Below are 16,089 nucleotides of genomic sequence, written 5' to 3' on the forward strand. Positions count from 1 at the left end.
GCCGGCCCGTCAGAAGTCCAGCGCGGTGATGGACGGGCGGATGCGGTGGATCAGGCCGATCCGGTCCAGCCACGGCGCGGCGGCCAACTTGAACAAGCCGCGGCCCGGCTGTAGCGGCACGTCGCGGGCCGAGCGCACGCCGGCGATGGCGCCCGGCCCTGTGCCGGCCATGGCCAGGCCCTCGTCGGCGGTCAGCGCGAACGGCATCGGTGGCGCGATGTACCGGTTGGACAGCCGCAGGCCCTTGAGGGTGCGTCGGCTCACCCAATGCGGAATCGAGTCGAACACCATCCGGCCGCCGGGAAACCGTGCCGCGCAGTCGGCGATCAGGCTGCGCACATCGTCCGGCTCCAGGTACATCAGCAGACCCTCGGCGGTGATGAACACGCCGTTGCGGTCGTCGACCCGGTCCATCCAGCTGCGGTCGAGCGCGGATTGAGCGATGTTGACGATGCGGTCATCGGAGGGCAGCAGGCGTTCCCGGAGGGCGATTACCGGCGGTAGATCGACCGAATACCAGGTCAATTCGTCGGCCGCACCGGCTTGATCGAGCCGCCAGAAGCTGGTCTGCAAACCCTCGGCGAGCGCCACCACCGCTGCCTTCGGGTGCGTCGCGAGGTAGTCGCGGGTCTCGATGTCGAATGAGCGGTCCCGCAGGGCATGGGCCTGGGTCGGTCTGCCGAACTTGCCGTAGTCGAACTCGATCGAGTCGAGCAGTGCCACCGCCCACGGATCGCGGATCACCCCGTCGGAACGTTTGGCCTCGCGGCCGCGGTTGCTCAGGGTCCACAACGTCGTCGCCGAGACGCCCTCGAGGGTGTTGCCGTCAATCACGCTCATCGAACCGATGGTAAAGACGTACGCTCGTCACATGGGGCGCCAGGTTTTCGACGACAAGCTTTTGGCCTTGATCGGCGGCAACTCGCTGGGAGTTCTTGCGACGATCAAACAGGATGGTCGTCCGCAGCTGTCCAATGTCTCCTACTACTTCGACCCGCGGGCAGTGCAGATCCAGGTGTCGATCACCGAACCGCGGGCCAAGACCCGCAATCTGCGGCGGGATCCGCGTGCGTCCATTCATGTCAGCTCCGACGACGGTTGGTCCTATGCGGTGGCCGAAGGCGATGCGATCCTCACTCCGCCGGCCGCCGCGCCCGACGACGAAACGGTCGAGGGGCTGATTGCGTTGTACCGCAACATCGCCGGGGAACATCCGGATTGGGACGATTACCGGCGCGCCATGGTCGACGACCGGCGCGTGTTGCTGACGCTGCCGATCACGCACGTGTACGGGATGCCGCCGGGTCGGCGCTAAACCGCATGACGTTTGCAGTGCTGTCACGCTACGCTGCGGCGTATGGCTGACGACAAACCGGAAGACGACAACAAGCGCAAATTCCGGGAGGCCCTGGAGCGCAAGAAGGCGCAGTCGTCGGGAGGCGCCGCGCACAAGGACGGCGGCCGCAACCAACCCCGTGCGCACGGCCCGGTGGAGAATCGGCGCGAGTTCCGCCGCAAGAGCGGATAGGCCCCGGTCCACCAACGCCGAGTGTGCGCACAGATCGCGATTCTGCGGGAATTCGCGATCTGTACGCACGCTCGATGCGGTCAGCCGTCCGCCAGCGCGCGGGCAGCGACGAGCGCGGCCACCATGACGACCACGCAGTACACACCCTGATCCTTCAGGCCCCAGGCCACCGAGCTCAGTGTCGCCGCGCCGGCCACACACAGCAGCAGACCGATCGCCGCACTGCGGGGTCCGGTGCGGGTGACGACGCCCCCGTCCCACAGCGGCAACGGGTTGTTCTCCAGCGGCCGCAGCACGGTGAACGCGATCGCGACCATGCCGGCCATCAGAGCCAACTGCAGCAGCGAGAGCGCGACGAAGCCGGGGGCCGAGGGGTCGTAGCGGTCGGCGCCCAGATAGTCGAACACCAGGTGCAGGCCCAGCAGCAGCGGCATGTGCCACAGGTACAGCGTCATCGCCCCGGAGTTGCCGATCGCGGTCAGCCACCACACCCGGGGCCGCTGCGCCCAGCGGTTGATGGCAGGGGCAGCGGCAATCGCGAACGCGCACATCATGATTGCGTGGCCGGCCAGCAGCAGCGACGGCGGTGTCATGTTCTTCAGGTGCTGGGTCTCGATGCCGACCAGGCTCAGCTCGTAGGGGCCGAAGTAGAGCAGGGCAAGGTTCACGCCCAGCATGCCGAGCCCGACCTTGAGGGCGGCGGCGCTGGTCAGCAGGTGGCGGCGGTAGGCCACACCGAACACGCCGGGGATCAACCACACCACGGTGTTGAGGTAGCCCAGCGAGGCGTAACCGTCGATGTTGATCCGGATGGCGTCGATTGCGGCGATGAACGCGTAGGTGCCGACGATCGCGCCGGTGACCTGCCCGGTTGTGGTGATGCGGGCCAGCAGCGGCACCGCCGCCAACACCAGGACATAGGCGCCGAGGAACCACAGCAGCTGGATGGAGATGCCGGCGATGGGCTCGTAGACATGCTCGGGCAGCACGAACCGCAGGCCCGCCAGTGCGACGGTCCAGAACGCCAGGTAGTAGAACGCCGGCCGGTACAGCCGGGTGCAGCGCTTGAGCAGCCAGCCGCCCCAGGACGAGCCAGGGTTCCAGGACTGCACCGAGGCGGCGACGCCGGCGAAGAAGAACAGCGGCATGATCTGGAACACCCAGGTCAGCGCTTGGAAGACGGTGGATTCGGTGAGCAGGTTGCTCCAGATGAACACGTCGTCGCGGATCGTGCTCGTGGCCATGATGGTGTGGCCGAACACCACACCCACCAGTGAGGCGATCCGGATGACGTCGATGGCGCGGTCCCGGCCGGCCGGCGTCTGGGCCTCGACCTCGGCGGGGGACGGGAACAGCCCCGTCGCGGGGGCTTTCTTGGCAGCTGTGTCAGCAGCAACGGTCATGGCTAGAACGCTATGGTCCCGCGGCTGCGTAGTCCCTAGGTAGAACTACGGGATTTGCCCCGCGCCTCGGCGACCAGGATCGCGGTCAGGCAGATCGAGGCCAGCACGGCGACCGCGATCGCGAAGGTGATTCCCGCGGTACGCAGGCCCAGCGATTGCGCGGCCAGGCCTTCACCGATCACCGGAAGCGAGATGGCGATGTAGGCGACGACGAAGTAGGTGGAGCTGACCTCGGCTCGACGCTGGGCCGGAGCACGCTCGACGACAGCGGCCAGGCCCCGGCTGAAGCTCATGCCCTGGCCGATGCCGGACACCACGGCCGCCGAGATCAGGCCGGGCAGCGAGGAAAAATACAGTGCCGCAGTCAGAATCATCATGCCCGCGATCAGCAGCCCGCACCCGACCGCCACTGCTCGTTCGGCGGCCATTCGATTCGCGAAGACCTGGGTCAGCGCCGAGGCCGCGAAGATCGAGCAGGCGATCGCGCCGGCCACCGCGTGGTTACCGATGCCGATCACCGTCGACAGGAACGACGGTGCCACCGCGGTGAACAGCCCCGTCACGGCGAAACCGGCGAAGGCGGCCAGGGCGGCGATCACGAAGACGGTCCGCACCTCGGTGGGTACCGACAGGCGCTGCAATCCGATTCGGCCGGTGCGTGCCGAGGTCTCCGGGACGACGAGCACCGCGAACCCCGCCAGAAGCGCGAGTCCGATGTGCACCAGGAACGGCAGGTGAAGGGGTTGCGGTGCGTACTGCACCAGCAGACCGGCCAGCAGCGGGCCCGCGCCCAAACCGCCGATGTTGGCTACCGTGGCCACCGCTGCGGCCCGGTTCTTCCAGGCCTGCGGGGCGGCCTCGATGACGGCCGCCGTGGCAGTTCCGGTGAAGAGGCCGGCCGACAGGCCGGACAGCACCCGGCCGATCAGCAGTAGCGGCACGGAGTCGGCGAGCAGGAACACCACCGCACTGGCCAGTGCCGACGCCACTCCGGCGAGCAGCATCGGCCGCCTGCCCACCGCGTCGGACCAGCGGCCGAACACCAGCAGTGCGAACAGCACGCCCCCGGCATAGGTGGCGTAGATGACCGTCGTGGTCAGCACCGCGAAATGCATGTGCTCGGCGTAGAGCGCATACATCGGGGTGGGCAGGGTGGTGCCGACCATGATCGCCGCGAACGCGTATGCGAGAAGGGGAAACGACACGCGGCTGAGCACAATTCAGGGTAGCGATTGCCGCCCTACCCGCCAGCGTCACGCTGGAGTGGCGGCCGGGCTGTGGCGCCACTCCAGCGTGACAGTGGGGGTGGGAAGCGGGGGTGGGGAAGCGGGTTGGGGAAGTGCTCGTTGCTAGTGCGCGACCGCCTTCTCGGCACCTACCCCGGTCAGCGACCGCACCTCCATCTCGGCGTTGCGCTCGGCGTCGCCGGTGTCGGGCGAGGTGAGCGTGCCGATGATGCCGAGAGCGAAGGCCAGCGGGATGGACACGATGCCCGGGTTGGCCAGCGGGAAGAAATCGAAGTCGGCACCGGGGATCATCGCGGTCTTCGAACCGGACACGGCGGGGGAGAACACGATCAGCACGATGGTCGAGATCAGACCGCCGTACATGCTCCACAGCGCACCTCGGGTGTTGAACCGCCTCCAGTACAGCGAGTACAGGATGGTCGGCAGGTTGGCCGCGGCCGCCACGGCGAACGCCAGCGCCACCAGGAACGCCACGTTCTGGCCGTTGGCCAGGATGCCCAGCCCGATCGCGAACACGCCCAGCACGACCGCGGTGATCCGCGATACCCGCACCTGCTCGTCCTCGGTCACCTTGTGCGACTTGAGGACCGACGCATAGATGTCATGCGCGAAGGATGCCGACGCGGTGATGGTCAGGCCGGCCACCACGGCGAGGATGGTCGCGAACGCGACCGCCGAGATGACGCCGAGCAGGACCACCCCGCCGAGTTCGAACGCCAGCAGCGGGGCCGCGGAGTTGACGCCGCCTGCGGCACCGAGGATCCGGTCCGGGCCGACCAGCGCGGCGGCGCCGTAGCCCAGCACCAGGGTGAACAGGTAGAAGGCGCCGATCAGCGCGATCGCCCAAACCACCGACCGCCGAGCCTCTTTCGCGGTCGGCACGGTGTAGAAGCGCATCAGCACATGCGGCAGGCCCGCGGTGCCGAGCACCAGCGCCAGTGCCAGCGAGATGAAGTTGATCTGCGAGGTGAGCGATCCGCCGTACTGCGCGCCCGGGGCCAGCACGTCGCGGCTGGAGACACCCTTGGTGGTGGCTTCCGAGATCGCCGACTGCGCCGAACCGAGGATCTCGGAGAAGTTCAGCCCGAACTTGCTCAGCACCATCACCGTCATCAGGGCAGCACCGGCGATCAGCAGCACGGCCTTGATGATCTGCACCCAGGTGGTGCCCTTCATTCCGCCGACCAGCACGTAGACGATCATCAGAACGCCGACGACGGCGATCACGATCGACTGCCCGGCCCGGCTGTTGACGTCGAGCAGCAGCGCCACCAGGCCGCCGGCGCCGGCCATCTGGGCCAGCAGGTAGAACAGCGAGACGGTCAGCGTCGAGATGGCCGCGGCCAGCCGGACCGGGCGCTGCTTGAGCCGGAAGCTCAGTACGTCGGCCATGGTGAATTTGCCGGTGTTGCGCAGCAATTCGGCCACCAGCAGCAGGGCCACCAGCCAGGCCACCAGGAAGCCGATGGAGTAGAGGAAGCCGTCGTAGCCGTACACGGCGATGGCGCCGGCGATGCCGAGGAAGCTGGCCGCCGACAGGTAGTCGCCGGCGATGGCGATACCGTTCTGCGGGCCGGAGAAGCCGCGGCCACCGGTGAAGAACTCGTCAGCGGTCGCGTTGCGCTTGCTGGCCTTGATCACCACGATCATCGTGACGACGACGAAGAGGCTGAAGATGCCGATGTTGGCTGCCGGGTTGCCGACGGTCTCGGCGGCAAGAGTGGTGACGGTCATCGGGTGCCCTCCAGCTCTTCGCGGATGGCGGTGGCCCGCGGGTCGAGCTCACGATTGGCGAAGCGCACGTAGAGCCCGGTGATCAGGAACGTCGTGAGGAACTGGCCCAAACCGATCAGCAGTCCGACGTTGATGTTGCCGAACACCTGGATGGCCATGAAGTCGTGGGCGAACGCGCCGAGGGCGACGTAGAGGCCGTACCAGATCAGGAAGAAGGCGGTCATCGGAAAAACGAAGCGGCGCAATCTGGTACGCAGCTCCTGGAATTCGGGACTGGCTTGCATGGCGAGGAACTGCTCCCCGGTGGGGGCAACCCTCTCGGGAAGGTCGATTTCGGGCACCGAGGGCTCCTGACAGTTGGCTGTGGGTCGGTTGACAACTGAACCTAATTGAGAGGTGGGTCACACAGCAGGGGTATCGCCGGCGATACGCCGAATTCGGCCATCGCTGCGCTGAGCGGTCGGTCGCAGAGGCTGAGCGGCAGGCGGTCAGCCTGCGGGCACCCGCTCGACACCCAGGCCCAGGCGCTCGGGCACATGCATGCGCGCGAAGATCTGTGCGACGCCAGGGGTCGGCTTCGTGAACAGGCTGACGAGGATCATCGTGAGGAAGGCGATCGGCACGCTGACCGCCGCCGGGTAGCCCACCATCACCGCGGGCCACCCGCCGAGCACCGCGTCGTCTACGCCGCCGGTGATGGCCACCAGCACCGCGCCGCCACACACGCATCCGCCCACCACGAGCCCGCACGCCGCGCCGGCGACCGTCAGGCCGCGCCACCAGACCCCGAGCACCAGTAGCGGGCACAGCGTGGACGCCGCGACGGCAAAGGCCAATCCGACGCTGCGCGACAGCTCAAGCCCGGACACCAACAGCGACAACGGGATCGGGACCAGACCGCCGACCACTGCGGCGATCCGGAAGTCGCGCACCCGACCACGCAGCACATCGGTGGCCAGGGCGCCGGCGACACTGATCAACAGGCCCGAGGAGGTGGCCAGGAACGCTGCGATGGCGCCCGCGGCCACCAGGGCGGCCAGGAGTTGGCCGCCGATCCCGCCGACCGCCGCGCCGGGCGCCAAGAGCACTGCGGCGTCGGCAGTTCCGGTGATCAGCAGCTGCGGGACATACAGCCGGGAGAACACTCCCAGCAGGATCGGGAAGAAATAGAACACCGATAGCAGCGCCACCACGGCGAGCGCGGTACGCCGGGCGGCCCGGCCGTCGGGGTTGGTGTAGAAGCGGACCAGCACGTGTGGCAAGCCCATGGTGCCGAGGAACGTCGCGACGATGATGGAAAGCACCTGGTAGAGCGGGTGGCCGCCGCCCAGGCCGCCACCGGAGGCGATCCACTCGTCCCCGGTGCCCGGCGTGCCGGCCACCACGGGTGTGGCCGCGCCGGCGGCCAGCGTCAACGTGGTGCCCGCGGAGAGGGTGTGTTGCCCGGGCGCGGCGATCGTGGCGGAGGCGACGGGGCGGCCGTCGAGATCGCCGGACACGGTGATCCCTGCCGGTTCGATGACCTGGACGATGACATCGGTTTCGACTTTCACGGTGGTCTGCTGCTGCACGGTCGGCGGCAGTGGGCCGCCCAATTCGCCACGGTCGCCGATGAACAGGCCGAGCAACGCCAGGGCCGGGACCGCCACGGCGGTGAGCTTGAGCCAGTACTGGAACGCCTGCACGAACGTGATCGACCGCATGCCTCCGGCGACCACGTTGGTGATGACGATGCCGGCGACCAGCAGCGGCCCGACCCAGACCGGAACGCCCAGAAGCGTTTTGAGGGCCAGCCCGGCACCCTGATACTGAGGGGCCAGATAGAACAGACAGATCACCACGACGACGAGCATGGCCACCTTGCGCAGCCGCGCCGAGCCGAGCCGGAACTCGGCGAAGTCGGGGACGGTGTAGGCACCCGAGCGTCGCAGCGGGGCGGCCACGAACAGCAGCACGCCGAGATAGCCGGCGGTGAATCCGACCGGGTACCACAGGGCGTCGGCACCGTATTTGGCGATCAGCCCGGCCACGCCGAGAAACGATGCAGCGGAGAGGTATTCCCCCGAGATCGCGGCGGCGTTCCATTGTGGGCCGACGCTGCGAGAGGCGACGAGGAAGTCGGAGGTGGTGCGCGACAACCGGACTCCGTAGGCGCCGATGGCGATGGTGGCCACCACGGCGGCCAGCAGGGCGGCGGCGGTCAGTGGTGCGCCGGTCATGGTTCGCTGTCGACGACCCGGACAAAGTCCCGTTCGCCCTGTTCGGCCAGACGCACATACAGCCGTCCCACCCCGTACAGCAGCGGGTAGAGCAGCCCGGCGAGGATCAGCCAGTTGAGCCGGATCCCGAATACGGTGAGCGCGGCCAGTTCCGGCACTGCGGCGTTGAGCAGTACCAGCGCCACCACTACGGACACGACGACCAGCGCCAGCCGCAGCGCGAGACCCAGTTGGGTCCGCACCAGGCCGCGCACCAGCGCGTCGCCCACCTGGGTCTGTTCGGCCACCTCGACCCGGGTCCGCACCATGCGGGTACCGCGGCGGTGGGCGAGCACGACGCGCTGCCGTTGCGGAGTGGGCCGGTCACTCATCGGTGCCCGCCGGCTTGAGATTGCGCATCGGCTCGCGGACCAACCGGTCACGCAGTTCACGGGCCTGACGGCGGCTCACCGGGAGTTCGACGGCGGGGGAGGTCCCGTTGGCGCGCAGCCGCACCAGCACCGCGCCGTCGGCTGTGCGCAGCCCGGTGACCTGTCGCAGGGACACCAGATAGGACCGATGGATGCGCTGGAAGCCGTGGTCGCGCCAGCGGGATTCCAAGGTGCTCAAAGGGATTCGTACCAGGTGGGCACCGGTGGCCGAGTGCAGCCGGGCATAGTCGCCCTCGGCTTCGACCCAGCCGATGCTGTCGCGGGGCACCAGGTGGGTGATGCCGCCCAGTTCGGCGGGGACCACGTCCCAGTCCTGGTCTTCGTGCTGGGAAGGCGATTCAGTTGTGGACCGGGTTGCCGCCGAGGCGACGCGGCGTACGGCTTCGTCGAGGCGGTTCTGCCGGATCGGTTTGAGCAGATAGTCGACGGCGCCGACGTCGAAGGCGGCCACCGCTTTGTCCTCGTGGGCCGTCACGAACACCACCGCGGGCGGATTCGCGTAATTGGCCAGCACACCGGCCAATTCGATTCCTGACAGCCCGGGCATGTTGATGTCGAGGAACACGGCGTCGATCGTGTGCTGGGTGAGTTCGCGCAGCGCCGAGGTGGCGTCGGAGGCGGTGTGTACCTCGCTGATGTCGGGGTGTCGGCCCAGCAGGTAGGCGAGCTCGTCCAGCGCGGGCGCCTCGTCGTCGACGGCGAGCACGGTCAGGTTTGTGCTCACCTGAAACCACCTCCGCCGGCTCTGACCCCTGAGCGGAATTTCGGCACGCGCATCACCACTTTCGTGCCCGCGCCAACCGCTGTCTCGACCACAAGACCGTAGTCGTTGCCGAACGCCGCGCGCAGCCGATGATCGACATTGGTCAACCCGACATGGGCGGATTCGCCGGAGCGGTCGGCCAACGCGTCACCCGGTCCGGCGCGCAGGGAGTCCGGATCCATGCCGGCCCCGTCGTCCTCGACGGTGATCACGCATTCGGTACCGGCGTCGCGCGCGAAGATCTCCACGGACCCGCCACCGTTGCCGGCCAGCCCGTGTCGCACCGCGTTCTCCACCAACGGTTGCAGCGCCAGAAATGGCACCACCACATTGAGCACCTCCGGCGCTACCTGGAGCCGCACCCGCAAGTTGGTGCCGAACCGCGCCCGCTCCAAGGTGAGGTAGCGGTCGATGTTGCGTAGCTCGTCGGCCAGCGTGGTGTACTGGCCGGCCGCGCGGAACGAGTACCGGGTGAAGTCGGCGAATTCTAGGATCAGCTCCCGGGCCCGGTCGGGGTCGGTGCGCACGAAGGACGCAATCGTGTTGAGCGCGTTGTAGATGAAATGCGGACTGATCTGAGCCCGCAGTGCGAGCACCTCGGCCCGGTCCAGCCGGGCGCGCGACGCGTCGAGCTCGGCCAGCTCGATCTGGCTGGCCGCGTACCGGGCCACCTCGCCGACGGCGCCGAGCATGCCCGGGCCGGGACTGGCCGGTGCCAGCACCACGAGGGCGCCGAGCACCTCGCCGCCCTCGGTCAGCAGCGGCTGGGCCACCACGGCCGTCGAGCGCGCGGTGCGCAGGACCCGGCGCCCGGCGGCGATCGATTCCCGTGCGGTGTCGGCGCAGACGTCGACGGTGTCCGGCTGCCAGATCGCGTCGTCATCGTCGTCGCGCGCCAACAGTGCCGCGTCCTCGTCGAACAGGGCCAGCCCTGCTGTGCCGGTCAATTCACGCAGGTAGGGGGCGGCGGTGCGGGCGGATTCGGTGTCCAAGCCCTGACGCAACGCTCGGGCCGCCTGGGCCGCAGTGTGCAACGCGGCGTGCACGGCCCGTTCGGTGGGCGTGGCCACGACTTTTCGGGTGCGCACCACGACGACGGCGGCGACCGCCGCCAGGATCAGCGCCAGGGCAAGCGCGACTGCAACCTCGCCGGACATCGTGCGCCAACCTTAGATGGCTGTGCGGCGAAACCGCAGCTAGCTCACCTATTGCACGGGGCAGGCGTACTTTCGGGCGACCTCGAATACCCGATCCTGGGATCCGGGGCCGATGACACCTTGGGCTGCCAGCTCCAAACCGATGTATCCCGGGATGCCGCCCATGCACGCCTGGTGGGCGACGCGCCAGGCCGTGTCGGGGTTCAGGTGGAAGCCGTTGCGGTCCAGGCCCTGCATGTAGTTGTCGAAATCCGGCGTGCCCTGATCGGGGATCGCATTGGCGGTGGCGGCCAAGGCAATCGCGGTGACCACCGCCACGAAAAGGGGTGCAACGACGCGTCTCATGTCCATCTCCTATGGGCACATCACCGGTTATCGCGTACACATTCGCACATCGCACCGACACAGACGTCAAAAACGGGTCTGGTCCTAGACTGGCGACGTGGGAAAACTGCAGCTGGTCCAAGATCCCGAGGCCGACGCCCTGCTGGAATCCAACCCGTTCGCGCTTTTGGTGGGCATGTTGTTGGACCAGCAGATTCCGATGGAGGTCGCATTCGGCGGGCCCAAGAAGATCGCCGACCGTCTCGGTGGCGTCGACGCCAGAGAGATCGCCGATTACAACCCCGACGCGTTCATCGAGCTGGTGTCGCAAACCCCTGCCATCCACCGGTTTCCGGGGTCGATGGGCAAGCGGGTGCAGGACCTCGCGCGAGCCATCGTCGACGAGTACGACGGCGATGTGACGGCACTGTGGACCGGTGGTGACCCCGACGGTAAAGAGGTGCTGCGCCGGCTCAAGCGGTTGCCGGGGTTCGGTGACCAGAAAGCCCGGATCTTCTTGGCGCTGTTGGGCAAGCAGTACGGGGTGACGCCGGCGGGCTGGCGGGAGGCCGCAGGGGATTACGGCGCCGCGGGCAGCTTCATGTCGGTGGCCGACGTGGTGGACCCGGGATCGTTGCAGAAGGTCCGCACCTACAAGAAGCAGATGAAGGCCGCCGCGAAAGAAGCCAAGTCCAAGAGCTGATTTCCGCGTCGAGCGTGCGCTGAGATCGCGTTTCGCGGCGAAATCGCGATCTGTGTGCACACTCGGGGTTGAAAGCTGGGCTACCTATGCGATGGTGAACATATGGCGAAGACACATCTGAACTGCCCGTGTGGAGAAGCGATCAGCGGCACCGATGAAGACGACCTGGTTGAGAAGGCTCAGGCGCATCTGGCGCAGCAGCACCCCGGGCGCGAGTACGACCGCGAGATGATCCTCTTCATGGCCTACTAGGCCCACACAAAATTCCCGGTCGCCGGCCAACAAGAGGGCCAGCGACCGGGAATTTCGTTTCCCCATTTATCCGGTGTGGTCAGGGCACCACCGTGGATCCGATGGTGGGCATGAACTGGCACTGCTTCTCGGTGGTCGTGACCTGTCCGAAGATCGTCGACATGATGCTGCCGGAGCCGGTGTCGGCGATCGCGGTCAGCGTGGTCGGTCCTTCAGGGTTGATGTCCGAGCGCGGTTGAAGCGTCGCACTGCCGGACTTTCCGGTGGTCAGGTTGACCCAGGTGACGTTGAGCGGCAGCTTCTGCTCGGCGGCTGGGCCCGGTGTACCGATCGCGGTGAACACATAGGCGGTCTGGCCGGCTTTCGGGCCGGGCAGGGGGATCGTGGCCGGTCCGGCCACCGAAATCGCGGTCGCCAGAACGTTTCCGCCGTCCTTGAGGCAGCCGTTGCTGATCGACGGGTACATGAAGTCCTGCGTCGTCGGGGCATCGGGCCCGAAATCGGGAGCCGGGGCGGGCGCCCCGGCCGGTGCCGGCGCAGGTGCCGGAGCGGGCGCGGGTGCGGCTTCAGGGGCGGGCGGGGCCGGGATGGTCACCGCCGCCGGAACAGCCCCGGGAGCGGGCGCGGGTGCGGGCTCGGGGGCAGGTGCCGGTGCGGGGACAGCCGCGGCGGGCGCCGGAGCCGGAGCTGGAGCCGGAAGTGCTTCTGGGGCCGGCCCGGCCGCGTGGGCCGGGTCGACACCCATCGGCAGGTGAGCGTCGGCGCCGGCACCCAGAGCGGGAACATGCTCGGGTGCGGCGACCGGTTGGGCCGCGAACTGGTTGACCGCCGTCGCGACGTTGCGGGATTCCGCCGTCTCCGACTTGTTGGCAGCGAAGGCTTGCGCGGCTGCCATCAACAGCTGCACCGCGCCACCAGGGTCGGCCGCAGCCTGCTGGATGATCGGGCTCAGGTTCTCCATCGCCGGCAGGCCGGGCGCCTGCAGGTTGTCGATCGGCAGCGGTGCCGGGTCGGCGTTGGCGACGGCGCTTCCGAAGAACAACAGGGCGGTGGACCCGATTGCAGCGGCGGTGCCGAACATCGTTTTCAGGGACTTACGCGGTGACATGGCTTTCCCAATCGTTTCGGGCGGTCAGACCAGTTCGGGGATCAGGGCAGGCCGGCGGTCAGCAGCGGGGCCAGCGCCGCAACCCCGGTGTTCGAGACGCCGGGCGCCGCAGCAGCGGGAGCCGCCACCGCTGCCGGAGCTGCTGCCGCGGCCGGGGCCAGTGACGTGGCAGGCAGAGCCGTTTGCGCCGCGACCGGGGCCAGAGAGGCCAGATCGCCGGGGATGTTCACCTTCTGGGGCAGCGGGATCGGCATCCCGGGCACCTGCGGGATCGTCACCTCGGCCGAGGGGATCAGCGAGGCCGGGCCGCTGGCCGGAGCCGGAGCGGTTGCCGCCGGGGCGGCAGCGGGCGCGGCCGGCAGGCCCGACACCAACGATCCCAGCGGTGCATTCGCGGCTGCGGGGGCGGCCGTCGCGGGCATCTGCGGCAGCGTCACCGATGCGGTGGCGCCGGGAGCAGGTGCCGGTGCGGCGGCGGGGGCGCCGGTCAACGCCGAGCTCACACCCTGCAGCAGTTGCGGCGCGGCGGCCGGCACGCCGGCGAGCTGGTTGACGATCGGCAGGTTCGGCGCGCCGGGGATGGCCGGGGCCGGGGGGACCGGCTCGGCGTTCGCTGTGGCGCTGAGGGCCAACGCGACCGGGACTGCGCCGGCAGCCGCGATCATGCTGGTGGAAAGTGCTTTCCAGGTGAAGATCATGGTTCTCCCAATCGGTTGCTTGAACGACTGAGCACGAAACTATCCAGTTACTGGTGTTACTCAAGTGACACGTGTGGCGGTTATTCAACCGTTACTGCAGCGGTCGATTTCGTTATCCGGCAGTGCCTCGGGCGTGATGCGCCGGCCGCTGCCGAGGCCCCGCCGTCGCTGTCGCCGCTGTCGCCGTCACCGTCGCCCTCGCCCTCGCCGTCGCCGTCGCCGCCGCTGTCGCCGTCGCCGCGAATGTCACGCTGGAGTGGCGCCCGCCGACGAGAGCCACTCCAGCGTGACGACGTGGACGAGGGTGGCCGCGGATCGCCACGCCAGCGTGACGCTCGCCGTCGAGAGCCACGCTGGCGTGACAAACGGTGCGCGAGCCAGCGTGACGAAGCGGGCGAGCCAAGCCGGCCCGTCAAACCCCCGGCAAGACACGTGGGCCGGGTCGCTAAAGTCGTGTCCGTTAACACCGAACCGGCTACCCGACCCTCAGCAACCGCGTGGCTCTATCGCCTGGCGCCCGTGTTGCTGGTCCTCAGCATTGCGGCGCGCCTGGCCTGGACGTACCTCGTCCCCAACGGCGCCAACTTCGTCGACCTGCACGTCTACGTCGGTGGCGCCGCCACGCTCGACGGTCATGCCGGCGCGCTGTACGACTACGTCTACGCGGACCAGACACCGGATTTCCCACTGCCTTTCACCTATCCACCGTTTGCCGCGGTGGTGTTCTACCCGCTGCATCTGCTGCCGTTCGGGCTGGTGGCGTTCTGCTGGCAGCTCGGCATCATCGCGGCGCTGTACGGCGTGGTGCGGATCAGTCAGCTGCTGCTCGGTGGGCCGGCGCCCCGGCGTCTTGCGATGTTGTGGACCGCCGTCGGCATCTGGACCGAACCGCTGCGCAGCACGTTCGACTACGGCCAGGTCAATGTGGTCCTGGTGCTGGCGGTGCTCTACGCGGTGTACAGCAATCGATGGTGGTTGTCGGGTCTGTTGGTGGGCCTGGCTGCCGGCGTGAAGCTGACGCCCGCGGTGTCGGGTCTGTATTTCGTCGGTGCGCGGCGTTGGGGCACCGCGGTGTTCTCGGCGGTGGTGTTCTTCGGAACGGTCGCGCTGTCGGTTCTCGTGATCGGGGATGAGGCCCGCCGGTATTTCACCGAATTGCTCGGCGACGCAGACCGGATCGGGCCGATCGGGACCTCGTTCAACCAGTCGTGGCGCGGTGGGATCTCGCGCATCCTCGGCCATGACGCCGGCTACGGTCCGGCGGTGCTGCTCGGTATCGCGGTCACCGCGGTCCTCGCCGTGCTGGCGTGGCGGGCCATCGGCGGCAGCGCCGACCGGCTCGGCGCCATTGTGATCGTGAGCCTGTTCGGGTTGCTGCTTTCGCCGATTTCGTGGACGCACCACTGGGTCTGGCTGATTCCGCTGATGATCTGGTTGCTGCACGGGCCATTGGCCGACCGGCTGGGGGCGCGCATCCTGGGTTGGGGATGGTTGGCGCTGACGCTGATCGGCGTGCCGTGGTTGCTCAGCTTCGCCCAGCCGACGATCTGGGTGATCAGCCGGCCCTGGTATCTGGCCTGGGCCGGGCTGGTCTACATCGTCTCGACGCTGGCGACGCTGGCGTGGATCGCGACTAGCCGGGCTGGTCGGACAGAATCCGGTTGATCTCCTCGGCCATCTGAACGTCCTTGTCGGTGATCCCGCCGGCGGAATGTGTCACCAAGGCGAATGTGACGGTGCGCCAACGGATATCGATATCCGGATGGTGGTCTTTTTCCTCGGCGAACTCAGCCACGCGGCGCACGGCTTCGATGCCGTCGAGGAACGTCGGGAATTTTGTGGATCTGCGCAGGGCGCCCGCCGCGCGTTCCCAGCCCGGCAGATCGGGCAGTGCGGCGTCGACCTGATCGTTCGATAACACGGCCATACCCGACGGTATACCGTCGGGCGCGATGGATGAACAGATCGTCGTGGCCGGTGCCCTGTTCTCGGCGGCTGGGCTGTTGGTCGCGCAACGCAAGCGGCCCCCAGAGCTGGCCGGTCTATGGGAGCTGCCGGGCGGCAAGGTGGCCACCGGTGAGAGTGACGCCGACGCGCTCACCCGCGAGCTGCGGGAGGAGCTGGGCGTCGAGGTGTCCGTCGGTGACCGTCTCGGCGTGGACGTCGCTCTGAACGCGGGCATGACACTGCGCGCCTATCGGGCCACCCTCACCTCGGGCAGTCCGCAGCCGCACGATCACCGGGCGCTGCGCTGGGTGACGGTCGACGAACTCGACCAGCTGCCGTGGGTGCCCGCCGACCGCGTCTGGCTCCCGGAGCTGGCCGCCGCGTTTTCCCCTTCTTCGCCGAGAAGACGTGAAAGTACCTAGAATGACGCGATTTCGGGCAGCTCTATATTCGCTCGCACAATAGGGCGACCACGCAACAGGATTAATTTCGACATATCGATGTTGCGGATTACATTTCCGTGAAACTACCTGCAACGTTTCCGGGAAAATGACGCGACCGTGGCGAATATGATG

The 16,089-nt window shown here is 68.0% G+C and carries 19 protein-coding genes; 6 read left to right on the plus strand and 13 right to left on the minus strand.

All coding sequences use genetic code 11. The features are described 5' to 3' along the window. Positions 1-9 precede the first annotated feature (9 nt). Positions 10-840 (minus strand): class I SAM-dependent methyltransferase, encoded by an 831-nt coding sequence (locus K6L26_RS09330; protein WP_048896301.1) that lies wholly within the window; start codon positions 838-840, stop codon positions 10-12. A 31-nt stretch (positions 841-871) separates the two neighbouring features. Here K6L26_RS09330 and K6L26_RS09335 point away from each other — a divergent pair, with 31 nt between their 5' ends. Both K6L26_RS09335 and K6L26_RS09340 read left to right on the plus strand, forming a co-directional pair. Then, a complete protein-coding gene (locus K6L26_RS09335; protein WP_019345399.1) occupies positions 872-1,315 on the plus strand; it encodes a PPOX class F420-dependent oxidoreductase in 444 nt (147 codons plus the stop codon). A gap of 42 nt (positions 1,316-1,357) precedes the next feature. After that, complete coding sequence (locus K6L26_RS09340; RefSeq protein ID WP_019345398.1) at positions 1,358-1,528, plus strand: DUF5302 domain-containing protein; 171 nt, start codon at positions 1,358-1,360, stop codon at positions 1,526-1,528. Positions 1,529-1,608: 80 nt separating this feature from the next. Here K6L26_RS09340 and K6L26_RS09345 read toward each other — a convergent pair whose 3' ends face one another. From K6L26_RS09345 to K6L26_RS09385, 9 genes are all read right to left on the minus strand, one after another. Then, positions 1,609-2,931 (minus strand): acyltransferase family protein, encoded by a 1,323-nt coding sequence (locus K6L26_RS09345; protein WP_221853007.1) that lies wholly within the window; start codon positions 2,929-2,931, stop codon positions 1,609-1,611. 35 nt (positions 2,932-2,966) lie between these two features. Then, positions 2,967-4,151, minus strand: a complete 1,185-nt coding sequence (locus tag K6L26_RS09350; protein WP_280639573.1) for an MFS transporter — start codon at positions 4,149-4,151, stop codon at positions 2,967-2,969. Between the two features lie 129 nt (positions 4,152-4,280). Further along, entirely contained in the window at positions 4,281-5,912 is a 1,632-nt protein-coding gene (locus tag K6L26_RS09355) for a monocarboxylic acid transporter (RefSeq protein ID WP_221853008.1), read from the minus strand. Continuing rightward, positions 5,909-6,253 carry a DUF485 domain-containing protein gene (locus tag K6L26_RS09360; RefSeq protein ID WP_019347908.1) on the minus strand — a complete coding sequence of 115 codons (345 nt, stop codon included), beginning with the start codon at positions 6,251-6,253 and terminating at the stop codon, positions 5,909-5,911. Before K6L26_RS09360 ends, K6L26_RS09355 begins: the two co-directional genes overlap by 4 nt. Positions 6,254-6,400: 147 nt before the next feature. Further along, positions 6,401-8,131 carry a sodium/solute symporter gene (locus K6L26_RS09365; protein ID WP_047041126.1) on the minus strand — a complete coding sequence of 577 codons (1,731 nt, stop codon included), beginning with the start codon at positions 8,129-8,131 and terminating at the stop codon, positions 6,401-6,403. Beyond that, complete coding sequence (locus K6L26_RS09370; protein ID WP_036394692.1) at positions 8,128-8,502, minus strand: hypothetical protein; 375 nt, start codon at positions 8,500-8,502, stop codon at positions 8,128-8,130. Before K6L26_RS09370 ends, K6L26_RS09365 begins: the two co-directional genes overlap by 4 nt. Further along, complete coding sequence (locus K6L26_RS09375) at positions 8,495-9,286, minus strand: LytR/AlgR family response regulator transcription factor (protein ID WP_221853009.1); 792 nt, start codon at positions 9,284-9,286, stop codon at positions 8,495-8,497. The genes K6L26_RS09370 and K6L26_RS09375 overlap by 8 nt, the downstream gene beginning before the upstream one ends. Continuing rightward, complete coding sequence (locus tag K6L26_RS09380) at positions 9,283-10,482, minus strand: sensor histidine kinase (protein ID WP_076215408.1); 1,200 nt, start codon at positions 10,480-10,482, stop codon at positions 9,283-9,285. Before K6L26_RS09380 ends, K6L26_RS09375 begins: the two co-directional genes overlap by 4 nt. Positions 10,483-10,530: 48 nt before the next feature. Then, a complete protein-coding gene (locus K6L26_RS09385) occupies positions 10,531-10,833 on the minus strand; it encodes a DUF732 domain-containing protein (protein WP_221853010.1) in 303 nt (100 codons plus the stop codon). A gap of 91 nt (positions 10,834-10,924) precedes the next feature. Here K6L26_RS09385 and K6L26_RS09390 point away from each other — a divergent pair, with 91 nt between their 5' ends. Further along, a complete protein-coding gene (locus tag K6L26_RS09390; protein WP_019347900.1) occupies positions 10,925-11,509 on the plus strand; it encodes an HhH-GPD-type base excision DNA repair protein in 585 nt (194 codons plus the stop codon). Positions 11,510-11,611: 102 nt separating this feature from the next. Then, the gene (locus K6L26_RS09395) at positions 11,612-11,761 is read left to right on the plus strand and encodes a DUF1059 domain-containing protein (protein ID WP_003882209.1); all 150 of its coding nucleotides are present in this window, start codon (positions 11,612-11,614) and stop codon (positions 11,759-11,761) included. 79 nt (positions 11,762-11,840) lie between these two features. Here K6L26_RS09395 and K6L26_RS09400 read toward each other — a convergent pair whose 3' ends face one another. Together K6L26_RS09400 and K6L26_RS09405 are read right to left on the minus strand one after the other, a co-directional pair. Then, a complete protein-coding gene (locus K6L26_RS09400; protein WP_221853011.1) occupies positions 11,841-12,869 on the minus strand; it encodes an Rv1157c family protein in 1,029 nt (342 codons plus the stop codon). Between the two features lie 41 nt (positions 12,870-12,910). Further along, a complete protein-coding gene (locus K6L26_RS09405) occupies positions 12,911-13,567 on the minus strand; it encodes a hypothetical protein (RefSeq protein ID WP_036394708.1) in 657 nt (218 codons plus the stop codon). A gap of 453 nt (positions 13,568-14,020) precedes the next feature. On the opposite strand from K6L26_RS09405, the gene K6L26_RS09410 reads away from it, so the two are divergent. Beyond that, the gene (locus K6L26_RS09410) at positions 14,021-15,232 is read left to right on the plus strand and encodes a mannosyltransferase (protein WP_245008714.1); all 1,212 of its coding nucleotides are present in this window, start codon (positions 14,021-14,023) and stop codon (positions 15,230-15,232) included. On the opposite strand, the gene K6L26_RS09415 is transcribed toward K6L26_RS09410, so the two are convergent. After that, positions 15,201-15,494 (minus strand): 4a-hydroxytetrahydrobiopterin dehydratase, encoded by a 294-nt coding sequence (locus K6L26_RS09415; protein ID WP_019344402.1) that lies wholly within the window; start codon positions 15,492-15,494, stop codon positions 15,201-15,203. The genes K6L26_RS09410 and K6L26_RS09415 overlap by 32 nt on opposite strands. Before the next feature lie 25 nt (positions 15,495-15,519). On the opposite strand from K6L26_RS09415, the gene K6L26_RS09420 reads away from it, so the two are divergent. Beyond that, entirely contained in the window at positions 15,520-15,936 is a 417-nt protein-coding gene (locus tag K6L26_RS09420; protein WP_019344401.1) for a (deoxy)nucleoside triphosphate pyrophosphohydrolase, read from the plus strand. The last annotated feature ends 153 nt before the right edge of the window (positions 15,937-16,089 follow it).

Origin of the sequence: Mycobacterium farcinogenes (assembly GCF_019739075.1) — a bacterium.
Taxonomy (GTDB): domain Bacteria; phylum Actinomycetota; class Actinomycetes; order Mycobacteriales; family Mycobacteriaceae; genus Mycobacterium; species Mycobacterium senegalense.

Coding starts and splice junctions, on each gene's coding strand:
- K6L26_RS09330 (WP_048896301.1), bottom strand. CDS start 840: ATGAGCGTGATTGACGGCAACACCCTCGAGGGCGTCTCGGCGACGACG.
- K6L26_RS09345 (WP_221853007.1), bottom strand. CDS start 2,931: ATGACCGTTGCTGCTGACACAGCTGCCAAGAAAGCCCCCGCGACGGGG.
- K6L26_RS09335 (WP_019345399.1), top strand. CDS start 872: ATGGGGCGCCAGGTTTTCGACGACAAGCTTTTGGCCTTGATCGGCGGC.
- K6L26_RS09405 (WP_036394708.1), bottom strand. CDS start 13,567: ATGATCTTCACCTGGAAAGCACTTTCCACCAGCATGATCGCGGCTGCC.
- K6L26_RS09340 (WP_019345398.1), top strand. CDS start 1,358: ATGGCTGACGACAAACCGGAAGACGACAACAAGCGCAAATTCCGGGAG.
- K6L26_RS09420 (WP_019344401.1), top strand. CDS start 15,520: ATGGATGAACAGATCGTCGTGGCCGGTGCCCTGTTCTCGGCGGCTGGG.
- K6L26_RS09355 (WP_221853008.1), bottom strand. CDS start 5,912: ATGACCGTCACCACTCTTGCCGCCGAGACCGTCGGCAACCCGGCAGCC.
- K6L26_RS09415 (WP_019344402.1), bottom strand. CDS start 15,494: ATGGCCGTGTTATCGAACGATCAGGTCGACGCCGCACTGCCCGATCTG.
- K6L26_RS09370 (WP_036394692.1), bottom strand. CDS start 8,502: ATGAGTGACCGGCCCACTCCGCAACGGCAGCGCGTCGTGCTCGCCCAC.
- K6L26_RS09385 (WP_221853010.1), bottom strand. CDS start 10,833: ATGGACATGAGACGCGTCGTTGCACCCCTTTTCGTGGCGGTGGTCACC.
- K6L26_RS09380 (WP_076215408.1), bottom strand. CDS start 10,482: ATGTCCGGCGAGGTTGCAGTCGCGCTTGCCCTGGCGCTGATCCTGGCG.
- K6L26_RS09395 (WP_003882209.1), top strand. CDS start 11,612: ATGGCGAAGACACATCTGAACTGCCCGTGTGGAGAAGCGATCAGCGGC.
- K6L26_RS09365 (WP_047041126.1), bottom strand. CDS start 8,131: ATGACCGGCGCACCACTGACCGCCGCCGCCCTGCTGGCCGCCGTGGTG.
- K6L26_RS09400 (WP_221853011.1), bottom strand. CDS start 12,869: ATGTCACCGCGTAAGTCCCTGAAAACGATGTTCGGCACCGCCGCTGCA.